Here is a 13,324-nt window from a genome sequence, read left to right on the forward strand (position 1 = left end):
TTGACGACAACCTGGCTCCCTGGGGCAACCTCCTCGCCCTCACCAAGCCCTACCAGATCAATCAAGCCTGTGTAGAAAAATCCGGAAGTCGTCAGGAACTAATGTATTCTTTATGACTGAAGCGGTTGATAAAACGAAGTAGAGCATTCCCGACTGAGCGATCGCCAAACCTGATTGAACGTAAGCCAACTACAGACTACTTTTTTTCTGCCCTATAACTCAAACGCTTGATGCTTCGGTCAAGTTCCCACACAACACCTGGTAGTTTTAACACCGTTTTAACACTGAGTTAACAGAACTGAACCGACAAAACGTAGCCCCTTGTTTATATATTGCCCAAAAAAATCTGTAAAATCACAGAGGCGCTCAAGATAGCAAGACTCCGTAACAAAGGCTTCTGAACTAGACAAATCGCGTTAATTGCACTCGGTAGCGGTCTTTTTTGGTAACCATGACTTCGCCCACTTCGACTCGACCCTTGCCCCGGATGGCGATCAGATCCCCAGGCTTGACGGTGTAGCTCGTTGAAGTTGTTTCTTTCCAGTTGACGCGCACATCTCCCGCCGAAATCATCTCGGCCATTTTGCTGCGCGACATGCCAAAGCCCGCCGAGGCGACCGCATCCAGCCGCATCGAAGCCTCCACTGTCGTCAGTTCTTTTTTCTTTGGCTCCCGAATCTTTAGCTCTTCTAAAGGAATGGGCTGCGTTTTGACGGGCACCGATCGCACCTGAGTCAGACTAGCCTGCAAAAAATCGACTAGCTCTTTGACAACGATCGCTTGAGCGCCTCGCTCTCCGAGTACGAGAATGTCTCCGACTTTTTCGCGTACGATCCCCGTTCCTAAAAGCGCCCCCAAAAAGTCTCGATGGCTGGCCGGGTCAAACAAAAAATTACCCGCAATGCTCAGGGGTGCGACTTCGACCTGGGAGGGGTCTAGCGGTAATTCGGAGCGGGCGATCGCAAGACGCTGCCGTTCTGCTTGAGGATAGCCCCCCCAGGCCACCATCTGCACGTCTGACAAGCGCCCAAAAGCTTGCTGAACTTCGGCCAGTTCGGGAGGTGACAAAAAATCGGTCATGACGACTTCCCAGGTTTTGACGGCTTGTTCTGCCTGGTCAATCACCCGTGCAACACAGTCTCGATTTTCGACACCCTTGAGCAAATCTTCTCTTGGCAACATAGAGACAATACTTCAAAAGAATCTTTATTCTACCGACTGTTCTCCAGGCAGGGTCATCACTCGTTGGATACTATTTCTACAGGTGACGATCGATAAAGGACAGGGGACTTATGAATTATCTAGTGGCAGTGTTGGGCGATCGCATTCAGGCAGAAGAAGCATACTCGGCTCTGGAGCGGGACGGGCTGCCGATGGAGAGTGTGTCGATTTTGGGCAGAGGCTATAAGAGTGCCGATGAATATGGCTTGATCGATCCCAATGAGCAGGCGCGAAAACAGTCGAAGTTGATGGCGGCGTGGCTGATGCCTTTTGGGTTTGTGGCGGGATTTTGCTTTAACTTGATCACTAAGCTAGATACCTTTCCCTGGGCGGGTGAGTTTGGCAATCAAGCGATCGGGGGTGTTTTGGGCGCGCTGGCCGGGGGAATGGGGAGTCTGTTTATCGGTGGAGGCGTGGGGCTGATTGTTGGCGGTGGAGATGCTTTACCGTATCGAAATCGGCTGAATGCAGGCAAATATCTGGTCGTCGTTAAGGGGTCGGATGCCCTGACGCGCAAAGCCACAACGATTTTGAGACGGTTTGATCCCGAAAACTTGCAGGGCTACTTTTACTCAAGCGATGTGTAATTGGATAGCGAAGCGAAAAACCGTTACCAAATGCCCGCTTAGGAGATTTCTAGCAAAGAAGTTACCAACCTTGGAAAGCCTCCTAAATCCGCCAATTCTGGGGGACTTTCAGAACTCTCAATGGAGACAGCCGGGTAGATTTACTAACGTGAATTCGATGAAACTTTTTCGCTTCGTTGTTCACGGCTTCTGCCCCCCAACCCCCCAATTTTGGGGGACTTTAAGAGAAGAATTCCGGTTCAAAGTCTCCTGCTCGTGGGAGATTTAGGGGGCGTTCTCGGATCTGCAAGCGAAGCGTTCATCGAACTGACGCTTTATTGACGTTTTATTAAAGGAAATCTCCTTAAATCTCAAAAGATGCCTACACTCGCACTTGTTTTATGGGGATTTCGATCGCAAATTCGCTGCCTTTTCCCAGTTCAGATCGACCGCTCAAGTTGCCGTTGTGTTGGGTGACGACGATTTGGTAACTGATGGATAAGCCTAGTCCTGTGCCTTTGCCGATCGCTTTGGTCGTAAAGAAAGGGTCAAACATTTTGGAGAGGGTTTCTGGAGTCATGCCGTTGGCGTTGTCCCAGATGCGAATCATGATCCAATTAGAGTTGACGACTTTTGTCTCGATCCAAATAGTAGGTAGAAACGTGTCAGAAGTTCCCAACGATGCGATTTCTTTTGCTTCTTTGAGTATTACTTTCATACTGTCTTCTAGGGCATCGATCGCGTTGTTGAGAATACTCATAAATACTTGATTGAGGTGCCCTGGATAACACTCGACTTTGGGGAGATCGCCATAGGTTTTGCTCACGCTAATTTGGCTGCGGCTAACCGTTGTTTTGAGACGATGTTGAAGTAGCAGTAAGGTACTTTCTAGCCCTTCGTGCAGGTCAACGAGTTTGATTTGAGATTCGTCAAGTCGTGAGAAATTTCGTAAACTCAGAACAATGGCTTGAATGCGATCGGCTCCATCTTGCATCGACTTAAACAGTCGTCTCAAGTCTTCTACAATGAATTCAAAATCGCTGTCTAATAACTGTTCTTGAATCTCATTATTAGGGTTTGGATAATGCTTTTGATAAAGCTGCAAAATAGTTAATAACTCATAAATATATTCATTGGCATAAGTCAAATTGCCGTAGATAAAACAGACTGGATTATTAATCTCGTGGGCGACTCCTGCCACCATTTGTCCCAGGCTAGACATCTTTTCAGTTTGGATCATTTGAGCCTGAGCTTTTTGTAGACTATGGAGGGTGCTTGACAGCCGTTCGGTGCGTTCATCGACTCGATCTTCTAGTTCGGCGTTGGTTTTTTCTAAGGTTTCAAACGAGGTTTTTAGCTGCTCGGTCATGCGGTTAAACGATCGCGTCAAGGTTCCCAATTCTCGGATTCCTGGTTCTGCGATCGCTTCATAGTGGCCATCAGAAACGGACTGAGAAGCTTGATTTAAGTGACGAATCGATCGCTCAATCCAGCGCGAAGTTCCGGCTCCTAAGAGGGTGGCGATCGCTGAAGCGACTACACACAACAAAAAAGTAATTTGAGCATTTTCATTAATTTGCTCTGTAAAGTCAGATTCTGGAACAGTGACGACGATCAGCCAATCTAAACCTAAATCATCTTGCCAAACGCTTACTTTGAGAAAGGTTTTTTGTCCATTAATATCGAGACTAAACTGCTGTTCATCTTGAATGGATTTCAAACTACCAAAACGCTGAATCAAACTTTGAGTTGTCGATCGAATAGTTGGATCTTGACTTTGAAAGGCAGACAACCTCTGAGCTTCACCTTTAACCACTTTATAACTGGGTTGTTGACTAGAGCTTGCAACCAGATTGCCATCGCGCTCCAAAATAAAGGTACGACCCGAAGAACCAATTCTCAACTGACGCAGAAACTGATCAATTTGGGAGAGTGTCAAATCGATGCCAATGACTCCTAAAAGTCTTTTTTTGACATCATAAACAGGATAGCTTGAGGAGATTGACAGAATGTTTGGCTGGTCAACCCACTGATAGATTTGGCTCCAGATTGGGCGCTTTGCTTTAGCAGTATCGGTATACCAGTCCTCAACCTCAAGGTCAGCCGGATCGCGAGAAACTTTTTGAAGTTTGGTACGATTTCCCTGACGATCGACTTCATAAACTTCCAGTTTTTTTAGATCACTTTTTAGCGTTTCATTTAGCAATAACTTGCCAGTTGTCGTTCGCTCAATGCCTATAAATTCCCCGATCGAGCTGGCGAAGTTGATGTAGCTAAAATTTGGGTTAACCTGCATTTGTTCGCAAAAATATTGACCCAATTGCGGAAGATTTTTTAAGTCAACCAGACCGAGTTCAATGGCTCGCAAATTCATCTGATTGACTTGATTGGGGCTGGTTAAGTAAGTATCCAGGTGTTGATCGACGCGATCGCTAATCTCACTCTCTAAGTCTGTGACCAATTGATTGATAGCTTTTTGCCCGTTTTGCACTGAGAAGTAGCCCGTCAGCACCACCGCAGTCAAATTTTGCACAATCAACGGAACGACCAAAATAAGACGCAGCGGAACGGACTTTTGTGTACGGGGGTGTGACACTATTCCTACACCTGGAAAACGTTTAGTCTCTAGAATGCCCCTTCGGAGATCAAGGTCAACGGTTGAGTAAATTGGACATTGGGTAGGTCTGTAAAGTCTCCGGTTTAACGTGAATTCGATGAAGTTTTTTTGCTTCGTTCTTCAACGCTTCTGCCCCCCAACCCCCAATTTTTGGGGACTTTCAGACAAGATTTTGGGTTCAAAGTCCCTCACTCGTGGGAAATTTAGAGGGCTGCCTGGATTAACCACAGCGAAAGATTTCATCGAATTCACGTTGGTTTAAAGCTCTAAAGTCTCCGGTCTAAAGTCCTGCTTCCCTGATTGCAAGCCACAGTTCTCGATAGACTCGTGCCAATCCATCTATTTGATAGTGAGCATTTAAGCCACTGGGATTGGGCAGCACCCAGACAATCGTACTCTCAAAGCCATTTTCCTGTCGTCCAATTTTTGATTTGGGTTGAGAAAAGGCCGTTCGATAGGCGCTAATTCCCAAAACGGCCAGACATTTGGGGCGATAAGTTTGGATCTTTTTGGCCAGGTTTTGATGACCAAGTAGTAACTCTGAGGGGTCTAATTCATCAGCTCTGGCGGTGGCCCGATCGACAATATTCGTAATACCCAACCCCAAATTTAATAAGTCTTGATCTTCAGAGGGCGAGAGAATGCGATCGGTGAAGCCTGCTAAATGAAGTGCTTTCCAGAAGCGGTTTCCCGGACGGGCAAAGTGATGACCGACGACAACGCTGTAAAGGCTGGGATTGATGCCACAAAAGAGAATCTGCAAATCGGGCGCAATGATATCTGGAACGGTTTTTCCGCTCGCCGCTCGAATCTCATCTTTCGTGGGTTTATGCACAATTAATCCTTTCTAAATCGTCTTTCTAAGCCGTCTTCTCTAAGCCATCCACTCGACCAGTTCTTGAGTAAAAACTTGCACAAAACCGATCGCCACCTGGATTAAGGGAAACCCCACCAGACTGATCAAGGCTGCCTGACGAGTTCTAATATCCAACCCCTGTCGCACAGCCACAATGACTGCCAGCAAACTCCAGACGGCCAAAATAAACTCGATCGGTCGCCCCAACAACGGAACCAGCGTCAAAAAGTTGAGCACTTGAGGCGCATAAGCAAACCCGATCGGGCCAAGTAAATCGCCATACGTGGGGTCGATCGGTTTCAACCACTGACCAACTTTGAGAATGGTAAATGTCCAAAAATAATAGCCTGCTACAACACTCAAACCACTTAAAAAAAGCGCAATTGGTAATATAGGAAAAGTCGCTCGGTTGATGATTAAAATGACCATCGTCCCCAATACGTGAGAGAACGCAGCGAGTAATACAATCGTCAATGCTAAACGATGAGTTTTGGGCGTGTTGTGAGCGTTCTCATAAAAATCAGCGTTCAGTGAGAGCGCTTTGATTAAGGTTGTCCAAACTCCTTCTCTAGCAGGCTGACGACTCACAGGGGTTACAGTCCTACAACTGGCGATAGATGACAGGTCGATCGAGCTATGATCTGATGCAACAGATGTCGAAACTGCTGCGCCAATTCCAAAATAACCATACCTTATTGAGACTAAATGCTGTCGCTGATCGAACGAATTTTATCGCGCCTCCGAGGTGAAACGTTGAAGCTGTTTTTCTTAGCAGGCGGGCTGCTGTTGATTTGGGGGACGGTGGCTCCGATCGGAACGCTGGTCTGGTGGCTCAATCAAGGAGTCGAAGGTCTGGGCTTAAGGCGTGAAACCAAAAAGCTGCCTGCCACGGTTGCTCGTGCAACTCAGAAGATTGTTAACTGCTACATCGTCTATCTACCGGGGGTGGGAGATTCGTCGGCCAATGAGTTGAGTGCGGGGGAGGAATATTTTCTCGATCGCTTGCAAAAGGCTCATCCTAATTGTGTGACGGTGCGCGATGTGTTTCCTTATTCTGCGGCAAATCAAGATCTGGCCGGGCAAAGGTTTTTGGCTCCCTTCTGGCAAGCTGCCCAAAAAGGAGAAGGCTGGTTTAAGAATGCTGATGTTTTGATCAAGATTCGGAATTTGTGGCGCTTTGCGATTTCTGCGGACGATCGCTATGCTCCCGTTTATAACCAGGGAATTGCGGCGGCGATCGTTGATCGTATGAATGCCGTTCACCCGATTTCGCAGTCTGGTCAGCCGATTCGGGTGGTTTTGATTGGGACGAGTGGCGGGGTGCAGGTGGCGCTGGGGGCGGTGCCTTATTTAAACGAGTGGATTAAGCCTGAGTTAGCGGTGGTTTCGGCGGGGGGTGCGTTTGATGGTGAGGCGGGGTTTGAGTCGGCGCAGCGGGTGTATCACTTGCAGGGCGATCGCGATTGGGTGGATGACATTCCTCGTGTGGTGTTTGCGTCTCGCTGGCCGTGGGCGATCCAGTCTCCGTTTAATCAAGCTCGTCAACAGGGACGCTTTACCAGTTTGGACAGCGGCAATCATACGCACGATGGCGCTCAGGGCTATTTTGGGCAAGCGATGGCCCACGATCGGACGACCTATGTCGATCTGACGCTACAAAAAGTCAATCAGTTGCCCATCTGGTCTAACAACAAGTAGGCTCAATTTTTTGGGAAACAAAATTGTCCACCATGATTGTGACTCCAGTGTCGTCAAGCATTTTGCGCGGAAGTTTATATTTGACAGATTTTGGAATTTTTGGGTGAGTTGAAGAGGCGCGATCGCACAGAGGCACTTCACACTCGATTCATAAGACTTCCTTAGTTTTACGGAGACTGAATCATTCGATTGCTATTTTATGTGCATCGGATGAAATCCTGGATCTGTTTGCATGACTGACGTTTTTCTCTCTTATTCTCGGAAAGATAAAGCTTTTGTGCAAACGCTGCATGACTCACTGAGAGCACAACAGCGAGAAATCTGGGTGGATTGGCAGGCGATTCCTCTGACGGCTGATTGGTGGCAGGAGATCGAGCGAGGCATCGAAGGCACCAACACCTTTGTGTTTGTGATTAGTCCTGATTCGGTGGTGTCTGATGTTTGTCGTCAGGAGATCGATCACGCAGTCAAGCACAATAAGCGATTGGTGCCGATCGTTCATCGCGAAGGTTTTGAGGCAGCCCAAGTGCATCCGATGTTGTCGAAGTACAATTGGCTGTTTTTTCGCGAGACGGATGAGTTCGATCGTGGCTTTGCTGATTTGATTACGGCGATCGAAACGGATTTGGAGTATGTGCGATCGCATACGCGGTTGACCGAACGGGCGGTGGAATGGGAAAACCAGGTGCGAAATGAGAGCTTCGTTCTCAGAGGTGATGATCTTAAGTTTGCAGAGCAGTGGTTAGCGACTGGTGAGCAAAAAACACCTGTGCCGACTGAACTACAGCGAGAATACATTCGTGCCAGCCGGACGACAGAAGAAGCAACGCAAATTTTGATCGAGGCAGGACAAAAGGCAGAAAAGCTGGTGCAGGATGCCAAACGACGAGCAGCGATCGCTTCGGCGGTGTTTGGGGTGGCCTTGATGGGAGCAGGAATCGCGGGAAGCTGGGCATTTAAAGAACGTAGCGATGCCCGATCGACGAGAGAGAACGCTCAAAAAACTGAACAGGCAGCCAATCAGAAAGTAACGGACGCAGAACGACGGGCACAGGGGATTACTCAACGCGCCGATCAACAGCTTAAGTCGGCCGTCGCTCGCGTCAAACTAGCAGAAACGAAGGTGAAGCGGGCACAAACAGATGTCGATCGAGCAAAGGCAGAGCAGGCGAAGGTGCAAGCTGAGTCTAAGCAGCAAAGTCTCGAAGCCCAGCGCAAGGTAGCAGCAGCAGGACAACAGACGCAAGCGGCAAAGCAACAAACAGCAGAGGCGGAACTGAAACGACAGATAGCAAATGAAGAGGTTAACATTGCAGAAGGCAGGTTGCGAGAAGCCAAGGGAGCGGTAAATGTCGCGACGGCTGAAGTTCAACAGAAAGTGACAGCACTACAGAAGCTAGATGTTGACCTCAAACAAGCTCAGAATCAAATCAATCTTTCACAACAAGCCCTTACTGAAGGCGTGGGAGATGTCCCAGCCAGGATTGCACAACAAACAGGGCAAAAGCCTGCCATTGTTTATGTCAGTTTTATTTCTTCTAAGCAGGGTGATCGTTCCAGTGAAGATGACCCCTTAGGATTGCTGCTGATTACTGCCGCAGGGCCGCCACTTCGGTGGCAAGTTCCCCAATCAAATCGCTCAGAAGTAATGAAAGTTGTTTTTGAGTTTCGTAGAAGTGTTTTAAACCCTAGATCAAGAAACTACCTAGTTTCCTCTCAAAAACTTTACACGTGGTTGATTAAACCATTAGAAGAAGAGTTACAAAAACAAGGCATCAACAACTTAGTTTTTCTAGCAGACTCTAGCTTCCGCGCCATGCCGATTGCAGCTCTTCATGATGGCCAAAAATTTTTAGTTGAAAAATATAGTGTTGGAATGATGCCTGGTTTTTCGTTAACCGATACCCATCCTGTTAACCTCAGAGATGCTCCAGTTCTGGTTATGGGAATATCAAAGCAAGTGACACCAGATTTAACAGCGTTACCAGGTGTCGCGACCGAAGTGGCTCAAATTATGAAGCTCCGCTCAGGAAAGAGTTTTCTGAATGAGGAGGTTACGCTCCAGAATTTAAAGTTGCAGCGTCAGAAATACCCATTCAAAATTATTCATCTTGCAACTCACGCGAACTTTACACTTAAAGAACTTGATAAGTCTTTTATTCAGTTCTGGGATACCAAACTTAGACTAAATCAGCTAGACCAGTTAGGTTGGTACGACCCATCTGTAGAATTATTAGTTCTAAGTGCCTGTGAAACTGGAATAGGAGACCAGGAATCGAAGTTTAAGTTCGGCTTTGCAGGACTTGCAATAAAGGCAGGTGTAAAGTCCATTCTGGCAAGCCTGTGGAATGTTGAGGATTTTGCAACAGCGGAACTAATGACTGAGTTCTATAAGCAGTTGCGAGTCGCTCCCACTAGATCGGAGGCCTTACGACAAGCACAAATCGCAATGTTGAAGAGTCCGATGATTGAACAAAATAGGAGCCTGGTGAAAGCTGGTGCTAGACCATCGCCAGAAAAGCCTACAAAGCGATCTCATCCCTACTACTGGGCAAGCTTTACAATTATTGGCAATCCCTGGTAAAGATCTGGGATCTAAAGGGAAGAAAGCTAAGAATTATTTGCTCTACAGCCCAGAACTGCAAGACGATCGCGATCGCTGTGCTGCCCATCTAGGCGACAATTGGGAAGGAGAGCGAACCCAAAAGTGATTGTGAATTGTGGTAGGAACTACAGTCGCACTCTCAACTCAGCGATCGACCAAATTGGCAAGGCTACACCTGAAAAATCATTGCGATCGCGAGTGATAAGTGCATCCATCTGATCAAGTTGGGCACAAGCCAACTGAACTCCATCCTCAAAATCTTTCAATCCGCTCTCGATCGCTTGCTCAATCACCGCACGGTCTATTGGGCAAAGCTCTAATGCTGTCAAAATTCGATGCACTGCATCCAACGCAGTATCTTGACCCTGCGCTTTCCTGACAATGTAAAACACATTCGTCACTGTTGTTGCAGCAATATATCCCTGAACTTGCTGTCGCTCAACCATCTCAAACAAAGTAACTCCCTCTTCCACAAACGGAACGCGATCGAGCAACACATCCAAAACAATATTCGTATCAATCAAAATCCTCATCACTGATACTTGTTCACCAAATAGTCTGTATATTCCTCGCGCACTTCTTCGTCGGTTGGAGTACGCTCACGCGGCTTTGCCATTCCCCGCAACCCCGTTAACGTTCCGATTGAAATGTGCTTCGTTCTCAAAGTAATATCTGCTGAAGCAGATCGCGGCTGAGTCTGCAAATTATGATTCACGCTTAAAGTCTCAACCCATGCCAGAACCTCGCGCACCTGTTCATCCGGCATCCTTTTGACTAACTCATAGATTCTTTCTGCCGCGGTCATAACCACTTTCCTCAAAGATTCAACGGGTCACTCAATTATGCCGCTAATCGTTGAACTCGACAGCCTCCTGCGCCGCGCCTGCCAACGCCTCAAAAACTATCTGCTCTACAGCCCAGACCTGAAGGACGATCGCGATCGCTGTGCCGCCCATTTAGGTGAAACCTGGAAGGACGTTCAGAACGCAAAATAGAACCCGCGATCGATATTGTCTACCGAGGGTTACAAAAAGAGTCTTGATAAACGACTAGCTTTTCTTTCTTCTAAACTTTAAGTCGTCAAACAAGGCATACAGCACAGGCACCACAATCAAGCTCAGTAGCGTTGACGTGACAAGCCCACCCGCGATCGCCACTGCCATCGGAGAGCGCAATTCTGATCCAGCCCCCAGACCTAGCGCGATCGGCACCATGCCCAAAATCGTTGCAGCCGTCGTCATCAAAATCGGTCGCAGACGAATCGGGCCAGCTTTGAGAATGGCTTCTGTGCGCGCGAGTCCTTCTTGTCGAAGCTGATTGATGTAATCGACGATCAGAATCGCATTTTTGTTGGTCAAGCCCAATAAGAAGACAAAGCCAATCAGCGAAATCATGCCAAAGTCACTTCGAGTTAACAACAACGCCAGCATTGCACCCACCAGCGCCAGCGGCAGCGAAAAGCCCACCACAAGCGGATCAAGCCAGCTACGAAACAGCGCCACCAACACGACAACGATACACAAAGCAGACAGCGCTAGCGTCGTGCCAAAGCTCTGAAAAATTTCACTACTGGTTGCTGAATCTCCCCCTAGCGCGATCGTCACTCCCTCAGGAAGCAGCAGCTTTGCCTCAGCCACTATGCGCTCAGTAGCCTCTCCCAGGGACAAATCTTTGCCCAAATTGGCGCTCACATAGGCAACTCGCTGACCATTTTTGCGATCGATGGCGGCGATCGTGTCTTGCTCTTGGCGACTGCCTGAGACGGTGACATCTGCAAATCCAGGTAACGTCTGCACTTTAGTTTTGATCTCGTTTGCCGTCTGAGACAGCACTTTCACATCGTCGCCCCGAATCGCCAACTGCAAGGGTTTTTGGTTGCCCGCCTCCACAAACGGAATGTCTTCTACACTGGTCGTCACGCCGTCTAGTCTAGGCAACGAGGCTCGAAACTGGTCTTGTAGCTGGGCAGTCGGGATGGAATGGTTGGGCTTTAGCTTCACTTGCAAAATGCCCTTGTTGGGCTGACCTTCACGCGACCCGACGATCGTCAACACGCTATCCACTTCGGGCGACTGTCTGATCACAGATTCAATCTGAGTAGCCACTTTGAGCGAATCTTGCAGCGGATTGGGCAGAACCAAAGGCGGAGAGGCAGGCTGATTAGCGTCTGTGATTCCTGGCGCGACTCCAGGATTTTGCGCGGTTTGTGGATTGGGCAGCGGTGACGTATACCGAATATTAAACTCGCCGCGATCGAGCTTAGGAATAAACCCCTGGGGAATCAGGGGAATCAGCGCCACACCCGCCACCAGACTAAGAATCGCAATGCCCACGACGATCGCTCGGTGACGCAGTGACCAGTCTAGTAAGCGGCGATAGGCGGCGGCAAATCTGTTCCAGAGTCCGCTGGTGTGATCGGGCGATCGGTTGGGGTTGGCTCTGAGCAAATAGAGTGAGAGAACTGGGGTCAGTGTCCGAGCGACCAGCATCGAGATCAGCATGGCGGCCGTCACCGTAATGCCAAACGGCTTAAAAAATTGACCAATCACGCCGCCCATCAGTCCGATCGGCAAAAAGACCGCTACGGCTGTTAAGGTGGCCGCTGTCACAGGAAGCCCAATTTCGCTGGTAGCTGACAAGGCGGCTTGCCGAGGGGATTCTCCAGCATCAATATGACGGCTGATATTTTCGACATCGACGATCGCATCATCCACGACGCTTCCAATCACCAACGCCAGCGCCAGCAACGTGATCGTTTCGAGGTTAAAGCCAAGTATTGCCATAACAATAAACGTCCCCAATAGCGAAATGGGAATGGCTAGCGCCGAGATCAGCGTTGCCTTCCAGCTTTTGAGAAAAGGAAAAATTACAACGACCGCAAGCACGATCGCTTCGATGAGAGCATCGATCGTCGATCGATTGGCTTTGCGAATGTAGTCGGCTTGAGTGGCGGCCAAAACCAGTTTCACATCTGATAAGTCGGACTGAAGTCGCGCCACTTCTATTTCGACGGCATCCACGACTTCTAGAGTATTCGCCGATCCACTTTTGATCACCTGGAATGCCAACACATTTTGTCCATTAAATCGGGCCAATGTTCCCGCCGTTTGAGGAATGGGAGATCCTGCGATCGCTGCGTTTCCTTGCCCCAGTAGTGAAACTTTGAGAACGCCAGGAATCTTCTGAATCGGAGGAAGAATCTGATCATTGGCTAATTTTTTTAAGTCATCGAGACTGCGAGACTGACTCTCAATGGCGTAGCTGACGGCGGCTGATTCGTTGAGATTGAGCGCGATCGCTTCAAACTTCCCATCTTTAGGCAAGCTCACCTTTTCAACGGCTTCTTTGACCAGCCGAGTCGAGTCTTCTAAACTGGTGCCCACCTGAAACGAAATGCTGACCACCGATCGACTGGCATAGGTTGAAGCGTTGACCTGATTTAAACCTTTAAGGGATTTTAGGGAGGCTTCGATCGGCTCAGTCAGTTGGCGTTCGGTTTCAACCGCCGTAGACAGGGGGGCAGTCGCATTCACCACCACGACCGGGAAGGCAATGTCTGGAAACAGCGCATATTTGAGCGAACTGAATGCCAAAATTCCGGCGACGGTGACGGCAATCCAGAAGCCCAGCGTCAACCACGGGGCAGAAATTGCCCACCGCGAAATGTTGAAGCGCTCCCGGACAGGTTGGTTGCGAGGTGCCATAGTGAGTTTTTGAGGGGTGAGATGCGGCGATCGCAGTGCTTTATCAGACTACTGTAA

General features: G+C 48.6%; 12 protein-coding genes. 5 read left to right on the plus strand and 7 right to left on the minus strand.

Annotation, left to right across the window (positions count from 1 at the left end; translation table 11 throughout):
• Positions 1 to 402 precede the first annotated feature (402 nt).
• Positions 403 to 1,182 carry a photosystem II S4 domain protein gene (locus ACKFKF_RS16985; protein WP_446868761.1) on the minus strand — a complete coding sequence of 260 codons (780 nt, stop codon included), beginning with the start codon at positions 1,180 to 1,182 and terminating at the stop codon, positions 403 to 405.
• Between the two features lie 110 nt (positions 1,183 to 1,292).
• Here ACKFKF_RS16985 and ACKFKF_RS16990 point away from each other — a divergent pair, with 110 nt between their 5' ends.
• On the plus strand, positions 1,293 to 1,808 hold the full coding sequence (locus ACKFKF_RS16990) for a hypothetical protein (RefSeq protein WP_446858151.1): 516 nt from the start codon (positions 1,293 to 1,295) through the stop codon (positions 1,806 to 1,808).
• 361 nt (positions 1,809 to 2,169) lie between these two features.
• On the opposite strand, the gene ACKFKF_RS16995 is transcribed toward ACKFKF_RS16990, so the two are convergent.
• The 3 genes from ACKFKF_RS16995 to ACKFKF_RS17005 form a co-directional block, all read right to left on the minus strand.
• A complete protein-coding gene (locus ACKFKF_RS16995; RefSeq protein WP_446868762.1) occupies positions 2,170 to 4,383 on the minus strand; it encodes an ATP-binding protein in 2,214 nt (737 codons plus the stop codon).
• 301 nt (positions 4,384 to 4,684) lie between these two features.
• On the minus strand, positions 4,685 to 5,239 hold the full coding sequence (gene mug, locus ACKFKF_RS17000) for a G/U mismatch-specific DNA glycosylase (RefSeq protein ID WP_446868763.1): 555 nt from the start codon (positions 5,237 to 5,239) through the stop codon (positions 4,685 to 4,687).
• 39 nt (positions 5,240 to 5,278) lie between these two features.
• Positions 5,279 to 5,848, minus strand: a complete 570-nt coding sequence (locus tag ACKFKF_RS17005) for a YIP1 family protein (RefSeq protein ID WP_446858148.1) — start codon at positions 5,846 to 5,848, stop codon at positions 5,279 to 5,281.
• Between the two features lie 117 nt (positions 5,849 to 5,965).
• Between ACKFKF_RS17005 and ACKFKF_RS17010 the strand changes: the two genes are divergently transcribed.
• The 3 genes from ACKFKF_RS17010 to ACKFKF_RS17020 all read left to right on the plus strand — a co-directional run bounded on the left by ACKFKF_RS17010 (position 5,966) and on the right by ACKFKF_RS17020 (position 9,669).
• Complete coding sequence (locus tag ACKFKF_RS17010; RefSeq protein ID WP_446868765.1) at positions 5,966 to 6,958, plus strand: hypothetical protein; 993 nt, start codon at positions 5,966 to 5,968, stop codon at positions 6,956 to 6,958.
• Between the two features lie 232 nt (positions 6,959 to 7,190).
• Positions 7,191 to 9,542, plus strand: coding sequence for a CHAT domain-containing protein (locus ACKFKF_RS17015; protein ID WP_446868766.1), 2,352 nt, complete (start codon positions 7,191 to 7,193; stop codon positions 9,540 to 9,542).
• Complete coding sequence (locus tag ACKFKF_RS17020) at positions 9,526 to 9,669, plus strand: hypothetical protein (protein WP_446868768.1); 144 nt, start codon at positions 9,526 to 9,528, stop codon at positions 9,667 to 9,669. The genes ACKFKF_RS17015 and ACKFKF_RS17020 overlap by 17 nt, the downstream gene beginning before the upstream one ends.
• A 19-nt stretch (positions 9,670 to 9,688) precedes the next feature.
• On the opposite strand, the gene ACKFKF_RS17025 is transcribed toward ACKFKF_RS17020, so the two are convergent.
• Positions 9,689 to 10,096, minus strand: a complete 408-nt coding sequence (locus ACKFKF_RS17025; protein ID WP_446868770.1) for a type II toxin-antitoxin system VapC family toxin — start codon at positions 10,094 to 10,096, stop codon at positions 9,689 to 9,691.
• Complete coding sequence (locus ACKFKF_RS17030) at positions 10,096 to 10,368, minus strand: hypothetical protein (RefSeq protein ID WP_446868771.1); 273 nt, start codon at positions 10,366 to 10,368, stop codon at positions 10,096 to 10,098. The genes ACKFKF_RS17025 and ACKFKF_RS17030 overlap by 1 nt, the downstream gene beginning before the upstream one ends.
• Positions 10,369 to 10,405: 37 nt before the next feature.
• Between ACKFKF_RS17030 and ACKFKF_RS17035 the strand changes: the two genes are divergently transcribed.
• A complete protein-coding gene (locus ACKFKF_RS17035) occupies positions 10,406 to 10,558 on the plus strand; it encodes a hypothetical protein (protein ID WP_446858143.1) in 153 nt (50 codons plus the stop codon).
• A gap of 54 nt (positions 10,559 to 10,612) precedes the next feature.
• Here ACKFKF_RS17035 and ACKFKF_RS17040 read toward each other — a convergent pair whose 3' ends face one another.
• On the minus strand, positions 10,613 to 13,267 hold the full coding sequence (locus ACKFKF_RS17040) for an efflux RND transporter permease subunit (protein ID WP_446868773.1): 2,655 nt from the start codon (positions 13,265 to 13,267) through the stop codon (positions 10,613 to 10,615).
• Between the last annotated feature and the right edge of the window lie 57 nt (positions 13,268 to 13,324).

This window comes from Phormidesmis sp. 146-12, from assembly GCF_052939495.1.